The organism is Oryzomicrobium terrae (assembly GCF_008274805.1).
In the GTDB taxonomy this organism is placed as follows: Bacteria; Pseudomonadota; Gammaproteobacteria; order Burkholderiales; family Rhodocyclaceae; genus Oryzomicrobium; species Oryzomicrobium terrae.
In genome coordinates this window covers 1,521,444-1,541,246 of sequence record NZ_CP022579.1, presented here as the reverse complement: position 1 = coordinate 1,541,246, position 19,803 = coordinate 1,521,444, and the positions used below count along the sequence as shown (strand labels likewise).

The window sequence follows — 19,803 nt, the reverse complement described above, 5'->3', positions numbered from 1 at the left end:
CGACGCGAACAACCAACGCATTGTTTTAACGGGATTATCGGCTGTCGTTTAGCCCCGACAGTGGGGCTGCTGCGCTCTACCCGGCCCGAGACCCGGTTTAGCCGACGTCCTTGAAACGCTTTGGATCGAGGCTGTGCCGTTCAAGCAGGCGGTAGAACTCGGTGCGGTTGCGCTCGGCCAGGCGGGCGGCTTGAGTGACGTTGCCGGCGGTGAGCTTGAGCAAGCGCACCAGGTAATCCCGCTCGAAGGCCAGCTTGGCCTCGTCCAGCGGCGTCAGGGCCACGGACTCCTCGCGCAGGGCCTCGCGCACCCGCTCCGCCGGCACGACGCCGGAGGGGGTCAGGGCCACGGCCTGGGCCACCGCGTTCTGCAACTGGCGCACGTTGCCCGGCCAGGGGGCGGCTACCAGCAGCTCCAGAGCCTCCGGGGCAAAACCACTGATCGGGCGGCCGTAGCGCGCCGCCGCCTGCTGCAGGAAGTGGCGCGCCAAGGCCGGGATGTCCTCGCGCCGCTCGGAGAGGGGCGGCAACACCAGGGACACCACGTTGAGCCGGTAGTAGAGATCCTCGCGGAAGCGCCCCTCGGCAATGGCCTGGTCCAGGTTGCGGTGGGTGGCGGAAACCACCCGCACGTCCACCGGCAGGGATGCCGACGCCCCCACCGGGCGCACCTCCCGCTCCTGCAGCACGCGCAGCAGCTTGGCCTGGAGGATGAGAGGCATGTCGCCGATCTCGTCGAGAAAGACGGTGCCGCCCTCGGCCTGCTGGAACAGGCCCTTGTGGTCGTAGGCGGCGCCGGTGAAGGCGCCCTTGCGGTGGCCGAACAACTCGGATTCGAGTAGGTGTTCGGGGATCGCCGCGCAGTTGATGGCGACGAAGGGCCGGGCCGCCCGGGGGCTGGCGCGGTGGATGGCCTGGGCCAGCACCTCCTTACCGCTGCCGCTGGCCCCCAGCACCAGTACCGGGGCGTCGGTGGCGGCTACCAGTTCGGCCCGTTCCAGTACGGTGCGCATGGCCGGGCCGACGGCGATGATCTCGTCGCGCCAGCCGCTCTTGTTGCCGTTGCCCCCCGGCAGGGCGGCCAGGGCCAGGGCCCGTTGCACTTCGGCGAGCAGGGTCGAACCCTCGAAAGGCTTGGGAATGAAGCCGAACACGCCGCGCTGCACCGCCTCCACCGCGTCGGGAATGGTGCCGTGGGCGGTGAGCACGATCACCGGCAGGCCCGGCGCCCGCTTTTGCAAGGCGTCGAACAGAGCTAGACCGTCCATACCGCCCATTTTCAGGTCGGTGATCACCAGCCGCGGGCGCGCCTCCTGGTAGGCGTCGAACATGGCCAGGGCGGCCTCGCCGCTATCGGCGGCCTGCACCGCATACCCGGCGGCAGTCAGGCGCAGGCCGATCAGGCGCAGCAGATCGGGTTCGTCATCCACCACCAGGATGTCGGGAATCGGGGCGGCCATGGCTCAGCGCCCTCCCCGTTCGATCAGCTGGCGCTCCAGGGACTTCAGGGCGTCGAGCTGTTCCTTCAACTGGCGGGCCGACTTGCCTTCGCGCACCCGGTCGCGCAGGTGGGCGAGCAGATACCCGGCGTAATCCCGGGCCGGGCCGGGGGAACCGGCAGCCACCGGCTCCAGCAGGGCAATGGCACGGGTTTCGTCACCCAGCAGCGGGGTCGGCAAGGCCAGCAGGGTCGCCAGGTTGAGGCGGTTTTCCAGGGATTTTTCCCGGTTGTAGGCCTGCTGGGCGTGGCTCAACTCGCGCTTTTGCTCGTCGCCGCCGGCATTGCTCATGCGCTGGCCCAGGGCCAGGGCATCGAGAACCCGGGCACCGTCGCTGCCGGGAATGGTCGTCAGGCTGGCTGCCGGCGGCAGGCTCTGGCAGGCGGCCAGGGGCAGCCAGGCCGCCAGGGCGAGCCGGCGCAGCCAGCGCCGGCTGGGGAAAAAATAAAAAGCAAAAGTCATCGTCGCATCTTTCGTCGGCGCCGGCCGTTCACTCGGTCAGGCGCGGCAAGGTGAGGCTGAATGCCGCACCAGGGTAGTCGGGCAGGCGCGGTTCGCCCAGCACCAGGCGGCCGCCCTGGGCTTCGGCCAGTTCCCGGGCGATGGCCAGGCCCAGGCCGGAACCGGCCAGGGCGGAATGACCCGGGGCGCCGCGGTAGAACCATTGGAACACCTGGTCCCGGGCCTCGGCGGCGATCCCCGGCCCCTGGTCGCACACCTCCAGCACGGCAGCGCCGTCCCGGGCGGTCAGGCGCACCAGCACCCGGCCGCCGGCCGGGGAATACTTGACGGCATTGGAGAGCAGGTTGTCCACCACCGTCGCCAGCTTGTCGGCGTCGCCACGCACCCGCAGGGGCGCAGCGGCCTCGTCCAGCACGAACGCTACCCCCCGGGCCTGGGCGGCGAGGCGATGGCTTTCCACCGCCGTATGCACCGGATCGGCCAGGTCCAGGGGGGCCAGTTCGACCCGGCCCAGATCCTGGAGGGCCCGCTGGTAGTCGAGGAAACGCTCGATCAGGGCCTGGAGTTGACGGGACTGGTCGTCGAGGATGCCGACCACCTCGCCCTGGGCCGGGTTGAGCGGCCCCAGGGCGCCCTCCTTGAGCAGGGCGGCGCCTTCGCGCAGGGCGGTGAGGGGCGTTTTCAGTTCGTGGGAGACATGGCGCAGCAGGCGCTGCTTCTGGCTCTCCAACTCTTCCAGGCGCTGCCGGGTCCATTCCAGGCGGCGTCCCAATTCTTCGAAGTCGGCGGGCCCGCTCACCGCCACCGGTCGAGTGAAGTCCCCCTCCCCCAGGCGGCGCACGGCCTGGCCCAGGGCTTTCAGGGGGCGGGCCACCAGCCAGGACGCCAGCGCCGCGCCGGTGAGGGACAGGCCGATCATGGCGGTGAGGCGCCACCACAGCTGGCGTTCGGTGTCGGTGGCCAGGGTGCCCAGGCGGGCCACTTCCCGGTCGTTGATCTCGTTGCTCGCCGCCAGCAGCTGGGTGGCGCTGTCCGACAGGCGCCGGTAGCCCTCCACCAGACTGGCGGCCTTGACCCCTTCCTCGGCGGCATCGCTCAGGCGGGCGAACAGGGTTTGCTCAGTTTCCACCGCCTGGTTGAGGGTGGCCAGCTGGGCCTCGGACAAGGGCAGCAGGGCCAGTTCGCTGGAGGTGGCCTTGAAGCGCTGGCGCACCGTGCGGTAATCGGCCAGCAGGGAGGCGTCGTCGAGGATCTGCACCTGGCGGGCGATGCGCTCCAGGGTGAGGGCCTGGTCCGCCAATTGGCGGCTGGCCCGGGCGCCGGCGGCAGCCTGGGTCACGGCCTGGCGCGCTTCACGGGAGAGCCGTTCGAGGCTGATCACGCTCTCCACCAGGGCACCGACCAGGGGCAAGGCGGCGAGCAGGAAGGCCACCGTCAGCAGGCTGCGGAAGGATGGGGCGAGGCGGCGGGAGCGGGGGGAGGAAGGCGGAGCGCTCAAGACGGTGGGACGGCGAAAAAACGACCCGAAGCAGGCCTGGGGCGACGTATTCTACACGGCTGGCGGCCCGGGCTTTTTTCCCGGCAGAGGGTGCCAAAAATCATCAGCCACCTTGCCGGAAACCCGCGCCAATGCTTGTTCTACAGCCACCCTATCGGGAGAACGAGAACTGGCGCGGCCTCCCACCCGACCTCCTCGGAACGCCTTTACCGGCGCGCCTCTCCGTGCAATCCCGGATTGTCAGGACGGGGCATTCCTGTAGCGTGCCAATTTTTACCCCAGCGACTTCACCGTGCTCGACGATCCCCTGCTGCTCGCCTTCACCCTTGTCCTGGTCGGCCTGGCCGCCTGGGTCCACGGCTTCATCGGCATCGGCTTCCCCCTCATCTCGACGCCGACCCTGGCGGCGGTCACCGACCTGAAGACGGCGGTGGTGCTCACTGTCATCCCCAACATCGCCCTCAACATCCTGTCGATCCTGCGCGGCGGCAACCTGGGCGCCAGCCTGCTGCCCCACTGGCGCCTGCCGGTCTATGTGCTGCTCGGCAGCCTGGTCGGCACCCACTTCCTGATCGGCGTGCCCGGCGCGCCGCTCAAGGTGCTGCTGGCGCTGATGATGCTGGTGTCGGTGGCGATGAATCGCATCAAGGGCTTCGACTGGGGCTTCATCCGCCGCGCGCCGCGGACCTGGGAGGCGGTGGCCGGCCTGACCGGCGGCCTGCTCGCGGGCACCGTCAACATCTCGGTACCGCCCCTCGCCATCTACTTCATGGCCTTGGGCCTGTCGCCGATCGCCACCATCCAGATCTTCAACCTGTGTTTCATCGTCGGCAAACTCACCCAGGCCGGCTCCCTGGCCGCCGCCGGTGAGATCCACTGGGCCGACATGCCGGGCAACCTGGCCCTGACCGTCCTGGCGGTGCTCGCCCTGCTGGTCGGCATGCGCCTGCAGGCGCGCACCTCGCCGGCCCAATACCGGCAGTGGCTGAACGTCTCGCTGGCGGTCATGGCCGTGCTCCTGCTCGGCCAGGTGGCCTGGCAGACCTTCAGCCACTGATCCGTTCAATCCATTCAATAGGTCACCGGCACCGGATCGAGGCTGCGCCACAGGTACCAGGTGGCCACCGTGCGCCAGGGGCGCCAGCGTTCGCCGAAGGCCGCCAGGGCCGGCAGGGGCACGTCCTCGCCGGCGAAGTAGTGCAGGCGGATGGCTTTGACCAGGCCCAGGTCCTGGAGCGGATATACGTCCGGGCGCAGCAGGTTGAAGATGAGGAACATCTCCGCCGTCCACCGGCCGATGCCGCGCACCGCGGTCAGTTCGGCGATCACCGCGTCGTCGTCCATCGTCAGCCAACGCCCGGGGTGGAGCAGCCCCTCGGCAAAATGCCGGGCCAGGTCGAGCAGGTAGTCGGTCTTGCGTGCCGACAGTCCGCAGCCGGCCAGCCCCGGCGCCCCGATGGCCAGCAGCCGCTCGGGGGTCGGTCCCGTCCGACCGGAGCGCATCTCGCCCTCGCGCTCCAGCCGGGCGGCAAAGCGGGCCCACACCGCATCGGCGGCCTTGACTGAGATCTGCTGGCCGACGATGGCCCGGGCCAGGGTGGTAAAGGCATCGCCCCGGGACACCAGGGTAAAGCCCGCGTAGCGGCGCACCAGCTCGGCCATGACCGCATCGTCGGCAGCAAGGGCCCGGGTCGCGGCGGGCCAATAGTCTGGAACCATGATCGCAAGCGGAAGCGGCCGCGCCCCAAGTCGCACACCGGCCGTAGCGCTTCCTGCTCCTTCCCTCGGTTAATTCATCGTCCGGTGTGAAAACACCGCTACCATTTCGTTCATGCCTACCCCGCCTACATCCCCCCCGCCGGCCGCACCAAGTCCCCTCGCCTCCCCTGTTCCCGCCCCCACCGGCACGCTGGCGGAAGACGTGCCCCTGCCCCCGGGGGTGGTGGCCGGCTTGGTACTGGCCGGCGGCGAAGGTCGGCGCATGGGGGGCCTGGACAAAGGCCTGCTGCTGCACCACGGCATCCCCCTGGCCCTGCATGCCGCCCGGCGCCTGGAGGAGCAGGTGGGACGGGTGGTGATCAGCGCCAATCGTCACCTGGAGGACTATCGGCGCTTCGGCTACCCGGTGGTGCAAGACGCCCAACCCGGCTTCAACGGCCCCCTGGCAGGCATTCTGGCCGCCCTGGACACCTTGGCGACCAGCGATGCGCCCCCCCAATTTCTGGTGGTAGTGCCTTGCGATACTCCGAATTTTCCCGCCGATCTGGCCGTGTGCCTGCACCGGGCGCTGACCGGCAGCGGCGCAGCTCTGGCCCTGGCCGAAGCCGGTGGCCGGCAGCACTACGCCTGCGCCCTGTTGCGCACGAATCTGGCGGCGGATCTGGCGGCCTATTTGGCCGGCGGCGGCCGTTCGATACGCGGTTGGCATGAACGCTTTGCAACGGCCGTTGTCCCATTCCCCGACCCTGACGCTTTTGCCAACCTAAATACGGCCGAAGCCCTCGAACGGGTGGCCGAGGCCACAAAAGCGCAAGAAACCCGCGCCACGGGAGAATAATATTTGCGGCAATATTTGTTTAAAATCAACCCGCCCGAGCCCCAAGGGGCATCACAATCCCGCGGGCCGGATTGGTGTTTGCGCACCTTCGCGCTATTCTTTTCCAGAATAAAACCTCAAGCGGCGCTTTCCTCTGTTTCCGGCCTCATGCTTTCCGTTTGCACCAGCGTCACCACGCCTAACAACAACGACTCTGCAGCGGTTTCAACCCGGCATTGCCCCATTACTCCCATCCTGCATATGCAGTGTTGGGCTACCGAGGATTTCCCGCGATCGTGACTAACCGCTACGCCTTCCTGCGCCCTCTGCTGGCCGCCGATCAGTCCTGGGCCGCCATCGACCTGGTCCTGGCACCGCCGGCAGCTTCGGCAGCCAAGTCCGATCAACCGCCTCCCGAGGCGTTTCCCACCAGTTTTTTCCCCAGCGATTTCATCGCCGCCTTTGGCCCCGGCAAAGCCGCCCGCTGGCCGGTGTTGGCGCGCACGGTCCAGCCCGAAGCGATCGATGGCGACCCGGTCCCCCCGCCCAAAGGCTACGGCCTGGGTGCTCCCCTGACTCCGTTCTTCATTCCCCTGCGTCCAGAGCAGGCCGATGGACAGCGCACCGCTGCCTTGACCCAGGCCGGACTGGGCAGTGCGCTGTGGCATTCCGACGCCTTGTCGTTTCAAGCCCTGGTGGACGGCCAATTCGCCGGCATCACTGCGGACGTAGTGGATGCCCACCTGGCCCGGGAAGCGATCTCGCCCCATCTGCTGCTGCATTTTCGCGAGGAAGGACGCCCCCTGGTCGGTCTCCAGGTCACCAACCGCAACCTGTTCGACTGGTGTGCAGCCCGGGGCTTTACCCTGCTGAGCGCCGAATTCATCAGCCGCAGCGAAACCGACCCCAACGCCCCCACCGACCCGACCAAGCTCAAGCTGCTCCGCCTGCTCTCCCTGGTGGTGCAGGACGCCCCGACCCAGGATCTGGAAGAAGTCTTCCGCGGCGAGCCCAAACTGCTCTACAACCTGCTGCGCTTGGTCAATTCGGTCTCGGTGGGCAGCCCGTCCAAGGTCAGCAGCCTGTCCCAGGCGCTGATGCTGCTCGGCCGCCGCCAGCTGCAACGCTGGCTGCAACTGCTCATCTACGCCAACCAGTTCAGCCAGGCCCATCAGCAGCCCAACCCATTGCTCAAGCAGGCCGCCTACCGGGGCAGCCTGCTCGAAGGCCTGCTCCACGACGCCATCGCCGAGCGGGGTGCCGAGGAATGCCCGGACTGCGCCTACATGGTCGGGGTGTTCTCCCTGCTGCCCACCCTGTTGCATCTGCCCATGGCCGACATCCTGGTCAATTTGCCGCTGCCCGATGAAGTCGGGCGCGGCCTGCTCGAGGGCGACGGCACCCTGGGTTGGGGCCTCGCCCTGATCGCCGCCGCCGAACAGGGGCGCTTCGACGAGGCCAGCGCGGCCCTCGGCAAGGCAGGAGTCGCCCCCGAAACCTGGCTGCGCATTCAGCAGCAAGCCTTTGGCTGGACCAGCCAGTTGGCGGTGGACAACTAACGCGCCAGGATCAACGTGGCCCCCGAATTCGACCCGATCCCCTCCCCCACCGCCATGTCTTCCGCCCGGATCAGCGACCTGGACCTCGCCGCCCGCCTGGCCGCGACCCTGGTCGGCAGCACCGGCCCGGTACCCGAGGAGCTGATCCAGGCGCTGTGCTGCAGCGCCCTGGAAAGCCCCGAGGGCTGCTTCGTCAGCTGCCTGGGTGACGGAGTGGCGGCCGCGACGCCCTCGCCCCTGACCCTGGTCGGGCCGGAAACCTGCTTCGCCGCTTACCGGGACGCCCTGCCGCTTCCCTGGCGGCAACTGTTCCTCCAGGCCTTGGAAACCGGCCTGCCGGTAGTTGCCGCCAGCGATCCGGCCACAGGCGCTAGCACTCGCATGGGCGTCACCCTGCGCTACGGCCAGGTGCCCCTGGGTATGGTCGGCGTCGCCGGGCGCAGCGGCGGCTATGGCCGGGCCGAACAGCAACGCTTTGCCGAAATCGCCGGCCTGCTCGCCCACGGCCTGCACGTGCGCCAGCAACTGCAGGAGCGCCAAGCCGCCCTGGCCCGTACCGAAGCCAAGCTTGCCCAGCAGGGGGCGATCCTCGACCAGATTCACGACTCGGTCCTGACCATGGACCTGTCCGGCTTCATCACTGGCTGGAACAAGGGCGCCGAACGCCTGTTCGGCTATGCCGCCAGCGAGGCCATCGGCCGCCATATCCTGTTCCTCTACGCCGACGAGCGGGAGGAAGACAGGATGTTCAACGCCTTCCTCGAAGGCAACCAGCGCGAATTCGAGGTACGCGGCCGGCACAAGAACGGAGCGGAATTCTGGGCCAGCATCACCCTTTCCCTGGCCCGGGATGCCCAGGAACGCCCCCATTCGATCATCGGCTACCTGATCGACATCACCGACCAACTGGCCGCCCAGGAAAAGCTGCGGCTGCATGCCCACATCTTCGAGCAGAGCAGCGAGGGGGTCGTGGTGGTGGATCACCGGGGCCACGTGGTTTCGGTCAACCGGGCCTTCAGCGACATCACCGGCTTTGCCGAGGACGAGGTACTGGGCCAGCCGCCGCGCATCCTGGAGTCGGTACGCCGCGACCCGGGCGCCACCACCGAGGTGGAATTCGCCCTGGCCACCAGCGGTGCCTGGCAGGGCGAGTTGTGGGACGAGCGCAAGAGCGGCGAGCGCTACCCGGCCTGGGTATCCCTGGCCGCGGTACGCAACACCGCCGGCGAGGAAACCCACCGTTTCTTCGTCTTTTCCGACCTGACCGAGCGCAAGGCCCAGGAGCAGCAGATCTACCGGCTGGCCTATTACGACAGCCTCACCGGCCTGCCCAACCGCTCCCTGCTCTTTTCCCTGCTCGCCCAGGCCCTGGTCGAGTCCCAGCGGCGCCAGTCCCACGGCGCCCTGCTGTTCATCGACCTGAACCGCTTCAAGACGGTGAACGACTCCTACGGCCATGCCGCCGCCGACTACCTGCTGCGCGACGTGGCCGAGCGCCTCACCAAGGCGGTGCGCGCCGAGGACGTGGTGTCCCGGCTGGGCGGCGACGAATTCGTCATCGCCCTGCTCGACATCGCCCATCGCGACGATGCCGCCCGGGTCGCCTACAAGGTGCTCGATGCCCTGCACCACCCTTTCCAGGCCGGTGACGGCAGCCACGAGGAAGTGCGCATCTCGGCGGCCATCGGCATAGCCCTCTTCCCCGACGACGGGCGCGACGCCGAAACCCTGCTGCGCCACGCCGACGTGGCCATGTACCGGGCCAAGCAATCCACCGCCGACGGCTTCCTGTTCTATTCCCAGGAAATGAACCGTCGCTCCCGGGAACGTCTCAAGCTCGAAGGCGCCCTGCGCCGGGCCCTGGAGCAGGGCGAGCTGAGCCTGCACTTTCAGCCCCAGTTGTGCCTGACCAGCCACCGGGTCGTCGGTGCCGAAGCGCTGCTGCGCTGGCGCCACCCGGAAATGGGACCGATCCCGCCGGCCGAGTTCATTCCCCTGGCCGAAGAAACAGGCCTGATCATCCCTATCGGCCAGTGGGTCATCAATGCCGCCTGCGCCCAGGCCCGCGCCTGGCAGGATCAGGGCCTGCCCCTGGTGCGCCTGGCGGTTAACCTCTCATCCCGCCAGTTCCAGCCCGGCCTGCCACAGCAGATCAGCGACACCCTGGCGCGCCACCGCCTCACCGGCGACGTGCTCGAACTGGAAATCACCGAGTCGATGCTGATGCACAACTCGGAACGGGTGGTGGCGATGATGGAAGAATTCCAGCAGGCCGGCCTGTCCCTGTCCCTGGACGACTTCGGCACCGGCTATTCGAGCCTGGCGTACCTGAAGCGCTTTCCCATCGACAACCTCAAGATCGACCAATCCTTCGTCCGCGGCCTGCCCGAGGACGCCAACGACTCGGCCATCGCCCGGGCCATCATCGGCATGGCCAAGGCCCTCAAGCTGTGCGTCATCGCCGAAGGGGTGGAGACCGAGGCCCAACTGCGCTTCCTCGCCGAAGCCGGCTGCGACGAGATCCAGGGCTACCACTTCTCGCCACCGCTCCCAGCCGACGAGTTCGCCGCCCTGCTGGCCCGGGTCAATGGCGCCGCCGGCATCGCCTCGGCCACCCCGGCAACCACCCACTAAGCCCGACACCCACCAAGGGGCTGCTAACGCCCAGCCGGGCTGGCCTCCCCCGGTCCCAGGTAGCGTAGATGGCTGATACAGCCGGCGGCGCAGTCGCTGGCGCCGAACCCCGGCGCCGGCACGGTGCCGCCCATCGCCTGATTGGCAGCACATTCATCGGCGCATAGCCGCTCCACCCGAACCACCGCCGCTTCCGGCCTGGCCAGCAGATAGTCGATATGCCAGCGCAGGGGCTTGGGCCGCTCCGCCGTGGCCCGGCGGCAATGGCGGGCCACCCGCGCCTCCAGATTGCGCCGGGCCGAACCGGTGTAGACGTAGTCCCCGGCCGGAAAGGCAAACGTCCCCAGCCGCCCCACCGTCACGGTGAGCAGCGCCGCGACGCGGATGTGCAGGCGGTAGGTGGTTGGCCCAGGCGCCGGTGCCGTATCGGCGGCCACTGTGGCAGCACCAGGCTCACCCTGGGGAGAGATAGGGGCCGCCCGTGCTCCCATGCCCGTCTCCCGCAGCCTCAGCCGGCCCGGCCGCTGACGAAAGGGTTGTCGATCCGCTCGTCGCCGAAGGTGGACATGGGGCCGTGGCCGGGGATGAAAGCCACGTCGTCGCCCAGGGGGAAGAGGCGCTGTTTGATCGAGGCGATCAGGGTCTGGTAGTCGCCCTTGGGAAAATCGGTGCGGCCGATGGAGCCGGCGAACAGCACGTCCCCCACCAGGGCCAGCCGCGACGGCTCATGGAAGAACACCACGTGGCCCGGGGTGTGGCCCGGGGTGTGGATCACCGCCAGGGTCGCGTTGCCCACGGTCACCGTGTCGCCGTCGTTGAGCCAGCGGTCCGGCAGGAAGGCGTCGGTGTGGGGAAAGCCGAACATCTGGGCCTGGCGCGGCAGGCCGTCGAGCCAGAAGCGATCCTCCTCCTGGGGGCCTTCCACCGGCACGCCGTAGCGCTCGCGCATTTCCACCGTGCCGCCCACATGGTCCAGGTGGCCGTGGGTGAGCAGGATGCGCTCCAGGGTCAGGCCGTGGCGCTCCAGGGCGGCGGCGATGCGCTCCACATCGCCCCCCGGGTCCACCACCGCGGCGCGGCGGGTTTCCTCGCACCACAGCACGGTGCAGTTCTGGGCGAAGGGGGTGACCGGGACGATCTCGAACTTCATGGACGGGCTCCGAAGATGGCGGGGGGCGGTGCAGGGCCACGGCGGTTGGGCCGAGCCGTGGCCGGGTCGGCATTGTAGCCCGGCTTGCGGGCCCTTTTGGTGCATGGTTCCCGCCCGGGGGCGCCACCACGCACCAGGCCGGCGCCCCACGGCTCGCGGGTGCGCACGCCCATACCCCGGGCCCTGGCTTGTGCAACCCGGCCATGCCAGTGCAACCAAGCAAACCTATCTGATTGGCATGAAAATCGCTGCGAACGGCCCATCACTTCCGATTGATGCGGATGGAGCCTGGCTGACCCACAAGACTGGCCCGCCCAACCGCCACGAGACTGCCATGGACGCTCCCCTGCCCGACTCCCTCGAAACCGCTCGCCTGCTGGCCCGCTTCAAGCTGCAAGTGCGCCGCACCCTCGACCAATCCGTGAGCCTGGAGCAACTGGCCCACGATCCGGACTACGCCAAGGCCCGGCTCGCCGAGATCGAGGATGCCGCCGAGGACGAAGAGCTGCTGGTCATGGTCCTGCGCCTGCGCGCCCTGCTGCTGCCGGCGGTAGCGCCTGCGCCGGCCGTTGCGTCCACGGAACCGACCCCGTCCCAAGAAACACGCACCTACAAGTTCGGCGCCCGTTCCTGGTAGGGCGAGGGTTGAGCCGTACATACCTGCCAGACCCAACATCACGGTGCGATCTGACAAATATCGCGGGGGAAAAACCTTCACTGAATCGCTAGCCGGAAGAGTGTTTAGCCCCTATCCACCTTTGTCGGCACCCCTAAACGCATTCATCGCAGGCGGGCAAATGGCTTCTGGACGGGCAGGTAACGGAGCGGGTTGACTGCACCCACGTGCGCGCGAATAATGCACAAACGCACAAATATCGCACAAAACGTACAAACCTATGACTTGGAAATACGATGCTCTCAACCATCTGGCCTTGAACCTGGAAAGCCAGGCCACGTTCAAGATTCAACGGAGCAGCAGACGGCTGGACTCCCCCGCCGATTTCGAACTCGTTCCTCCCGACGGGTCAATCAACGCATGGTTGCCGGAAGAGTTGGAGCAGTTAAAAGCCGACCTGTGGCTGGAAATGCAGCGCGTATGGAAACAAGCAGATCTGCGACTGCAATTGAGCTCTCTCATCCGCAACAAACTCGGCGGAGACAATTACCGTGCAGCCAGCGTAATTTCGGGTATTTCCGGCAAAACGATATCGGCACGTTCCATCCAGGCCTGGCTTGCCGAGCCGACCAAGCGCAGTAGTCGTACCTGCCCCGAGTGGGCGGTTGCGGCCCTGGAAACCTACGCACCGCCACCCCAAACGGTGGCGCGCCCGGCAGAGGCCCCGCTGACGGCATGGGAGGTAAAGAACCGGTTTGGCGTCGACTACGCCGAGCGTGAAATCGACTCGGAAGAAAAACTGCAAAAAGAATGGGCCGCCACCAACTTGACCGTACTTCCTGCAGCCTTAGCGTCACTGGAGTGGGAGCTTCGCCGCCATCTCGATTATCTGAATGAATCGATCAACCTATGGCGAGTCGCATTGAAAACCGGCAAGAGCTTTGAGGAATTTCAACAGCTGGCGCTTGAAAAACTCGACGACGCGGCCAGCCGCCGGCATTACATCCAGGAAGACAAGCTCGCCATCAAACAAGGCCGTGATGAGTTTTCCAACCCGGAAGGCCTGCCCACAGGAAAAGGGGGCGCTCAATGAGCACCGTCAATCACCAATGCCACAAATGCCTGACCACCGTTTGGATCCAGGAACTCGACGATGGCGAGGAAGGCTGGCGGGGAGCCGCCGATGCGGACTGCGGCTGCAACTCGGGGGAGCAAGACAACGCAGGATGGAGCGACGACGAATAGCCCCAATCGCCGAGACAGCAACGTCATAACGCCTCCACAAGAAAAGCGGCCACTCCAAAGAGTGGCCGCTTTGTCATTCAGCTGAAAAGGGTCAGCGCGCCATAACGCACATCACTCCAATCCGCCCTCTCCCGCCAGGCGCACGAAGCGCTCCGCGTCCTCGGGCAGCAGCAGGCGGTCGGCCACCAACGTGTCGGCGGTTTTCTTTACCTGGGCCACGTAAGCCGCCGGAGTCGGGTAGCGTTCTTCCAGGGAGGCCCGGGTGTCGCCGCTCTTTTCCCGCTCGGCGCGGGTGGCGGCCAGGGGCAAGCGGCTGCCGGCCAGGCCGCAGACGTGAGGGTCGCCGTAGCCGTAGCGGCGGGTGTTCCAGCCCAGGTAGGTGGCCCGGGGCACCTCGATCATCGGCAGGCGCAGGGCGTCGATTTCGTGGCCGTTGTCGTCGGTGCGCGGCACCAGTACCTGGTAGGGCTTGCCCTCCTTGGGCGGCACCGTGCCGTGGTCCACCACGCTAATGCGGTTGATAGCGCCGGTCCAGGTGAAGCCGGGCACCTTGGCCAGGGCGGCGGGAACCGTTTCCGGCGTCACCCACTGGCCCGGGGCGCTGCCCGGGAAGCGGCTGGCGGGGGGCTTCTTGCCGGCGCTCACCCATTCGTCCAGGTCGTGCAGCAGGGCGCGCAGTGGAGCGCCTGGAAACAGGGTGTTGGTCGGGTATTTGCACACCGGGCTGACCGCCGACTTCTGGCCGATCACCGGAAAGTGCGGCAGGCCGGCCAAAAGGAACAGGCGCACGTTGTCCGGCACCTTGAGCGGATTACCGGCACCGTCGGTGTTGAGCAGGGACGAGCGGCCTTGCCAGACCTCCAGAGCGGTGTCGGTCTGGATCACCTTGGGCTGGTTGCGCCCCTGGTTGAGCAGGCCGCCCTTGTTGCCGCTCACCGGGTCGCGGCTCACGCCCCAGGCAAAGGGGAACTGGTCGCCGGGATAGACGTGGTCTTCATGCTCCCGGGAATAACGGCCAGGCTGGGCGAAGCGGGCATTGAGGTAGACGCCCCGGGAGCCGGCGGCATGGGGGATGATGCCGTCGAACACCGGGCGTCCCCGCTCGTCGCTGTTGAAGCCCTCCTGCACGAAACCGCGCAGGAAGCGGCCGCTCTGGGAGAAGCCGAAGCCGTAAGCGTACACGGGGCGCTTGCCGCCGCTCACCGCCGTCGGCGCCTCGTAGCGCAGGTAGGACACCAGGTCGCGCACGGCGGCGAAGCCCAGGCCGCTGACCTTGCTGTCGGCCGCCGGATAGATGAATTCGTAGATGGCCCCCAGGTGGGCGCCCTCGGGCCGGGTGATCTCGATGCGGGTCGGGCTCAGGTAGCGGAACGACAGGCCCGGCAAGGAGGCACGAGGATCGGCCTCGTTGTTGCGCACCGTCAGGGTGGCCTGGGCCGGATCCAGGCTGGCGGCCGGATAGGTCAGGTCGAGCACCGCCGGGTTGGTGGTGTTGTCGAAGACGATCTCTTCCCGGCTCAGGCCCCGGCTGTCGGGCACCACCGGCACCTGGAGCACCTGGCGGCCGGCTCCCGGCGCCACGTCGGGCTGCCAGGCGCTCCACACCACGGTGTAGCCCTGGGCGAAGACGTAGCCGTTGCCCGCCTCTTCGGCCTTGCTCGTGCCGTTGCTGTAGGGCGCGTCGTTGAACAGGGCCAGCCCCAGCTTGGCGCCCCGATTGGGCACGTCGTAGAGCAGGCGGCCGTTGCCGCGCCCGGCGCTGACGGGACGGAGGATTTCCACGTCGCCGCTGAACTCCACCTCGCCCTGGGCGTTGCGCGGCGCCTTGTCGATATCGACGATGCCGGCGTTGTGGCCATCGGCCGGACTGACTGCGTAGCGGGCCTTGGCCACCACCCGCTCGTAGGCGCCCACCGTGCCGAAGCTGCGGCCGGCGAAGGCCGGCTCCACCGACACCACATCGAGGGCCACCACCCGGGCCTGGGCGGAAGGAACGACCGCCACGGCGGCCAGGGAAAGGAAGGCGGTCGCCAGCGCCCGGGCAATCGGGCCCCGGCGCGGCAATGCGGCAGGAATCATGGGGATGGACCTTGTTGTCGTGTTGTGGGGGGTGGAGCGCTGGATCGCTCCGGAAGGCCGCCACGGTAGCAAGGCCGCCGCCGATTCCTTAGGCAGAAAAACTTATTAAAAAATAACGTGGATGTGGAGCAACAATCTGCGCCGATCGGGCATCCCGATCCAATCCGTCCAGGGCGGCCATGGTGCTTCGGGCATCTGTTAAGGTAGCGCCCTGGCCGGCCGGGGCTGTCCCACGCAGCGCGGCAGCCATCGCCCAGCAAACCCACCGATCCAATCCCCCCGTTCCGCACTCCTTGTTTTCCCCCGTGTCCCATGAACCATTCCTGCCCCACCGCCCCCTTCGCCGACCTCACCCCCGCCCCCGTCTGGCGCCACTTCGCCACCCTGTGCGCCATTCCCCGGCCGTCCAAGCACGAGGCCGCCCTGCGCGCACATCTGGCGGCCTGGGCGACGGAGCGCGGGCTGGCCACGGAGCAGGACGGGGCCGGCAATCTGCTGATCCGCAAGGCCGGCAGCCCGGGGCGGGAGGATGAAGCCGGGGTGATCCTGCAAGGCCATCTGGACATGGTCTGCCAGAAGAACAGTGGCACCGACCACGACTTCCACCGCGACCCGATCCGCCCGGTACGGGACGGCGATTGGCTGGTGGCGCCGGACACCACCCTGGGGGCCGACAACGGCCTGGGCGTGGCCCTGGCCTTGGCGGTGCTAGAGGCGGAGGGCCTCTCCCACCCGCCCCTGGAGGTGCTGCTGACGGTGGACGAGGAAGCCGGCATGGGCGGCGCCCTGGGGCTGCAACCGGGCTGGCTGCGCGGCACCCGGCTGATCAACATCGACACCGAGGAATGGGGCCACTTCTACCTGGGCTGCGCCGGCGGGCTGGACGTGAATGTGGACTGGACGCTGCCCAGTAACCCCGCGCCGGCGGGCTGGACCGCGGCGCGCATCGACCTGGCCGGGCTGCGTGGCGGCCACTCGGGCATCGACATCGACAAGGGCCGGGGCAACGCCATCAAGCTGCTGGTGCGCCTGCTGCGCGACCTGGCGGACGCCCACCCGGGCGCCTTCCGCCTGACCGGCCTGGACGGCGGCACGGCGCGCAACGCCCTGGCGCGGGAAGCCTCGGCCACCCTCGCGGCAAACCCCGCGTCCCTGGCCGATCTTCAGGCCACCCTTCTGGAAAAGGCCGCCGTTATTGGCCGGGAATACGCAGGGGTTGAAGATCGTTTATCGGCGCGGCTTTCCACGGGGGCACCCGACGAGGCCCCCTCCCCCGTCCTCAGCGCCGCCGCCCAGGCCGCCCTGCTGGCGGCCTTCAACGCCGCGCCCCACGGCGTGGCGCGCATGAGCCAGAGCGTGGCCGGGGTGGTGGAAACCTCCAACAACCTGGGCGTGCTGACCCTGGCCGGGGGCCGCGCCCGGGCCAACTTCATGGTCCGCTCCCTGGTGGATTCGGCCGCCCTGGCCCACGCCCGGGCGATTGCCGACCTGTTCGCCCCCTTCGTTGCGGCGGGCCCGGACTGCCGCGTCACCACCGGCGACAACTACCCGGGCTGGCGGCCCAACCCGGAGTCGCCCCTGCTGGCCCTGGCGCAGGAGGTGTTCGCCAAGGAATTCCCCGCCGACAATGGCGGCGTGGCCAAGGTGGAGGTAATCCACGCCGGCCTGGAGTGCGGCATCATCGGCGCCGCCTACCCGGGGCTGGACATGCTCTCCTTCGGCCCCACCATCCGCGGCGCCCACGCCCCGGGGGAACGGGTCGAGGTAGCCAGCGTGGCCAAGTGCTGGCAGCTCCTCACCGCCCTGTTGGCGGCCCTGCCGCCGCGCTGAAAAATCCCGGGCGCCCCGGGGCCCCCAAAAGCCAACCGGCCGGAAACCCAACAGGGAGGCGGACTTTCAGATAGTCCGCCTCAAACGCAAGGATTGGCGCGGGTTTCCAGAGCCACCCTCTGGAGATCGAAGCAGGGCGCGGCGTTCCGGCCAGCATCCTGGCGGCGGGGCGTTACGGCTGGGCGGCGCCACTGGCTGGCCCGGGCACGGCGCCCCCCGGGGCGCTGCCCGGGGGATTGGCGGCGCCTCCGGGCGGCGCGCTGCTGCTTCCACCGTTGTTGCCAGCACTGGCACCACTGCCCCCTAATCCCGGCGCCCCCGCCGGTCCAGGCAGTCCCCGGGCCTCGGGGGGCACCAGGTCCGGCGGCAGATCGGGATTGGGCGGGGACGCGCCCATGTCCTCCACCGGCGCCGCCTCCTGGGGTTCGAGCGGAACCTCCGCCGGCGCTTCCGGCGGCGGCGCAACGGGCCGAGGCGCCTGCGGCGCCGGGCCGAACAGGCGGTCGTGCAGTGTCTCGTACAAACCTTGGGCCCATTCCGCCACCCAGCCGGTGAAGCGGTTCCACCAGCGCACGACGAAGCTCTTCTCCGGTTCCTCGAAGCGGGCCTTGGCGTCGATGGCCTTGCCACGCAGGGCGCGCTGGAAGAAGTCGCCCACCATGGGCAGGGCGCTGTGGGCGCCCTGGCCCCAGTAGTCGCTGCGCAGGGTGATGCGGTTGTCGTTGAAGCCGACCCAGGCGCCGGCCACCAGCTCCGGGTGCATCAGGATGAACCAGCCGTCGGTGTTGCCCTGGGTGGTACCGGTCTTGCCCGCCACATCGGCGCGGATGCCGTAGCGGCTGCGGATGGCCACGCCGGTGCCCTTGTCCACCACCCCGCGCATGGCGTCGAGCAGGGTGTAGGCGGCCTTCGCCGAGAGGGCTGGCTCCGCGTCCGCCGGGGCGAACTCGGCCAGGACCTTGCCGTCCCGGTCCTCGATGCGGGTGACCATGGTCGGCGCAATATAGGCACCGCCGTTGGCGATGGTGCCGTAGGCGCTGACCATTTCCTTGAGGGTCACCGGGCTGGTGCCCAGGGCCAGGGACGGCACCTGCTCCAGCGGGCTCTGGCGCACCCCCATGGCCTGGGCCAGCTTGGCCACCTTGGCCGGGCCCACGGTCTGCATCAGCTGGGCGGTGATGGTGTTCTTGGAATAGGCCAAAGCGTCGCCCAGGGTCATGGGCTGGCCGCTGGGCGGGCTGTGGTCGCCGGGGCGCCACACCTCGCCGCCTTTGAGGGGAATTTCCACCGCCTGGTCCACCAGGGTGTCGTCGGGCTTGGCGCCCTGAGCAAAGGCGGCGCCATAGACGAAGGGCTTGAAGGTGGAGCCGGGCTGGCGGCGGGCCTGCTGCACATGGTCGAAGCCGTCTTGCAGGTAATCCCGGCTGCCCACCCAGGCCCGCACCTGGCCGGTGCGCGGGTCCAGGGCAAGGAAGCCGGTCTGGATGGTGGCCTTCTGCTTGCGCAGGCCTTCCATGAAGCTACGGTCGGCGAGCAGCTTTTTCATGGCCTGGGCCTGATCCAGGCCGGCATCCCGGGCGGCCTTGTAGTCCGGCGTCTCGGCGATGAAGGCGGCCAGCAGCGGATCGGCCACCCCCTTGGTGCCGCGGCGGAAGCGCCCGGCCCACATGCCGTCGGCCAGGCCCTGGAGTTGGGCGCCCTGGCGCGCCACCGCCTGGGTGGCCCAGGCCTGTAGGCGCGAATCGACGGTGGTGCGCACCACCAGGCCGTCGGCGTAGATGTTGTAGTCGTGGTCGTCGGCCCAGGCGATCAGCCACTTGCGTAGTTGCTGGGCGAAATGGGGCGCCGGCCCGGGGGGCTCGGTCTGGCGCTCGAAGTCCAGGTTGAGGGGCTTCTTCTTCAGGGCCTCGAACTGGGCGGGCGTCAGGTGCTCGCGCTTGACCATCTGGGCCAGCACCGTGTTGCGCCGCTGCACGGCCCGCTCCGGGTTGAGCACCGGGTTGTAGTAGCTGTTGCCCTTCAACATGCCCACCAGGGTGGCGCTTTGCAGCACGTCGAGCTTGCCGGCGCTGGTGTCGAAATAGGTGCGCGCCGCCATCTCGATACCGTAGGCGTTGTAGAGGAAGGGCACCGTGTTCAGGTAGGTCTCGAGGATCTCGTCCTTGGTGTACAGGGCCTCGATCTTGAAGGCGGTGATGGCCTCCTTGAGCTTGCGCGTCAGGGTCGGCGCCCGGCCGATATCGTCCGGGTAGAGGTTGCGCGCCAACTGCTGGGTGATGGTGGAGCCGCCCTGGCGGTCGCCGGAGAAGGTGCGCAGGGCCGCCCCGACGGTGCGTCGCCAGTCGATGCCGTGGTGCTGGTAAAAGCGGTGATCCTCGGTGGCCACCAAGGCCTCCACCACCCGGGGCGAGATGTCGGCCAAGGGCACCCATTCCCGATTGGCGCGCTTGAACACCGCCAGTTCCTTGCCGTCGGCGGACAGCACCTGGGCCGGCTGCTCCTGCTTGGCCTTGCGGATGTCGCTGATACCCGGGGTGAACGGGATCAGGAGGAGGACGTAGAGCAGGAACAGGGCCGGTGGGGTCACCAGGGCCAGGAACAGGCCCCGGCGGGTGGGGCGGCGCAGCAGGCCGAAAAGTCGGGCAAGGCAGGGCTTGAGCTGGTCTGGGGCCAGATTCATCGCGAAGGGGGCGGGC

The 19,803-nt window shown here is 68.4% G+C and carries 16 protein-coding genes; 8 read left to right on the top strand and 8 right to left on the bottom strand.

Annotated features, from left to right (window positions below):
* Positions 1 to 97: 97 nt before the first annotated feature.
* From OTERR_RS07125 to OTERR_RS07115, 3 genes are read right to left on the bottom strand one after another with little or no spacing between them, the layout of a single operon-like run.
* Positions 98 to 1,459: a sigma 54-interacting transcriptional regulator gene (locus tag OTERR_RS07125; RefSeq protein ID WP_149425290.1), complete on the bottom strand. Its 1,362-nt coding sequence runs from the start codon at positions 1,457 to 1,459 to the stop codon at positions 98 to 100.
* A 3-nt stretch (positions 1,460 to 1,462) separates the two neighbouring features.
* The gene (locus tag OTERR_RS07120; protein ID WP_054620617.1) at positions 1,463 to 1,960 is read right to left on the bottom strand and encodes a hypothetical protein; all 498 of its coding nucleotides are present in this window, start codon (positions 1,958 to 1,960) and stop codon (positions 1,463 to 1,465) included.
* 28 nt (positions 1,961 to 1,988) lie between these two features.
* The gene (locus tag OTERR_RS07115; RefSeq protein WP_149425289.1) at positions 1,989 to 3,458 is read right to left on the bottom strand and encodes a sensor histidine kinase; all 1,470 of its coding nucleotides are present in this window, start codon (positions 3,456 to 3,458) and stop codon (positions 1,989 to 1,991) included.
* A 292-nt stretch (positions 3,459 to 3,750) separates the two neighbouring features.
* Here OTERR_RS07115 and OTERR_RS07110 point away from each other — a divergent pair, with 292 nt between their 5' ends.
* A complete protein-coding gene (locus OTERR_RS07110; protein WP_054620615.1) occupies positions 3,751 to 4,515 on the top strand; it encodes a sulfite exporter TauE/SafE family protein in 765 nt (254 codons plus the stop codon).
* A gap of 14 nt (positions 4,516 to 4,529) precedes the next feature.
* Here OTERR_RS07110 and OTERR_RS07105 read toward each other — a convergent pair whose 3' ends face one another.
* Positions 4,530 to 5,177 (bottom strand): DNA-3-methyladenine glycosylase family protein, encoded by a 648-nt coding sequence (locus tag OTERR_RS07105; RefSeq protein ID WP_149425288.1) that lies wholly within the window; start codon positions 5,175 to 5,177, stop codon positions 4,530 to 4,532.
* Positions 5,178 to 5,289: 112 nt separating this feature from the next.
* Here OTERR_RS07105 and mobA point away from each other — a divergent pair, with 112 nt between their 5' ends.
* The 3 genes from mobA (at position 5,290) to OTERR_RS07090 (ending at position 10,187) form a co-directional block, all read left to right on the top strand.
* Positions 5,290 to 6,015: a molybdenum cofactor guanylyltransferase MobA gene (gene mobA / locus OTERR_RS07100; protein WP_149425287.1), complete on the top strand. Its 726-nt coding sequence runs from the start codon at positions 5,290 to 5,292 to the stop codon at positions 6,013 to 6,015.
* Between the two features lie 275 nt (positions 6,016 to 6,290).
* Positions 6,291 to 7,553, top strand: a complete 1,263-nt coding sequence (locus OTERR_RS07095; protein WP_187775325.1) for an EAL and HDOD domain-containing protein — start codon at positions 6,291 to 6,293, stop codon at positions 7,551 to 7,553.
* Between the two features lie 15 nt (positions 7,554 to 7,568).
* Complete coding sequence (locus OTERR_RS07090) at positions 7,569 to 10,187, top strand: putative bifunctional diguanylate cyclase/phosphodiesterase (RefSeq protein WP_149425285.1); 2,619 nt, start codon at positions 7,569 to 7,571, stop codon at positions 10,185 to 10,187.
* Positions 10,188 to 10,210: 23 nt separating this feature from the next.
* On the opposite strand, the gene OTERR_RS07085 is transcribed toward OTERR_RS07090, so the two are convergent.
* Both OTERR_RS07085 and OTERR_RS07080 read right to left on the bottom strand, forming a co-directional pair.
* A complete protein-coding gene (locus tag OTERR_RS07085; RefSeq protein ID WP_149425284.1) occupies positions 10,211 to 10,678 on the bottom strand; it encodes a GIY-YIG nuclease family protein in 468 nt (155 codons plus the stop codon).
* Positions 10,679 to 10,695: 17 nt separating this feature from the next.
* Positions 10,696 to 11,337, bottom strand: coding sequence for an MBL fold metallo-hydrolase (locus OTERR_RS07080; RefSeq protein ID WP_054620612.1), 642 nt, complete (start codon positions 11,335 to 11,337; stop codon positions 10,696 to 10,698).
* 334 nt (positions 11,338 to 11,671) lie between these two features.
* Here OTERR_RS07080 and OTERR_RS07075 point away from each other — a divergent pair, with 334 nt between their 5' ends.
* The 3 genes from OTERR_RS07075 (at position 11,672) to OTERR_RS16010 (ending at position 13,198) form a co-directional block, all read left to right on the top strand.
* Positions 11,672 to 11,974 (top strand): hypothetical protein, encoded by a 303-nt coding sequence (locus OTERR_RS07075; protein WP_149425283.1) that lies wholly within the window; start codon positions 11,672 to 11,674, stop codon positions 11,972 to 11,974.
* A 259-nt stretch (positions 11,975 to 12,233) separates the two neighbouring features.
* Entirely contained in the window at positions 12,234 to 13,046 is an 813-nt protein-coding gene (locus tag OTERR_RS07070; RefSeq protein ID WP_149425282.1) for a hypothetical protein, read from the top strand.
* Positions 13,043 to 13,198 (top strand): hypothetical protein, encoded by a 156-nt coding sequence (locus tag OTERR_RS16010; RefSeq protein WP_187775324.1) that lies wholly within the window; start codon positions 13,043 to 13,045, stop codon positions 13,196 to 13,198. Before OTERR_RS07070 ends, OTERR_RS16010 begins: the two co-directional genes overlap by 4 nt.
* Positions 13,199 to 13,309: 111 nt before the next feature.
* Here OTERR_RS16010 and OTERR_RS07065 read toward each other — a convergent pair whose 3' ends face one another.
* Positions 13,310 to 15,277 carry an alpha/beta hydrolase domain-containing protein gene (locus tag OTERR_RS07065; RefSeq protein ID WP_223116017.1) on the bottom strand — a complete coding sequence of 656 codons (1,968 nt, stop codon included), beginning with the start codon at positions 15,275 to 15,277 and terminating at the stop codon, positions 13,310 to 13,312.
* A gap of 312 nt (positions 15,278 to 15,589) precedes the next feature.
* Between OTERR_RS07065 and OTERR_RS07060 the strand changes: the two genes are divergently transcribed.
* A complete protein-coding gene (locus tag OTERR_RS07060) occupies positions 15,590 to 17,107 on the top strand; it encodes an aminoacyl-histidine dipeptidase (protein ID WP_149425281.1) in 1,518 nt (505 codons plus the stop codon).
* 172 nt (positions 17,108 to 17,279) lie between these two features.
* Here the strand turns inward: OTERR_RS07060 and OTERR_RS07055 are convergent, their stop codons facing one another.
* Positions 17,280 to 19,787, bottom strand: coding sequence for a penicillin-binding protein 1A (locus tag OTERR_RS07055; protein ID WP_149425280.1), 2,508 nt, complete (start codon positions 19,785 to 19,787; stop codon positions 17,280 to 17,282).
* Between the last annotated feature and the right edge of the window lie 16 nt (positions 19,788 to 19,803).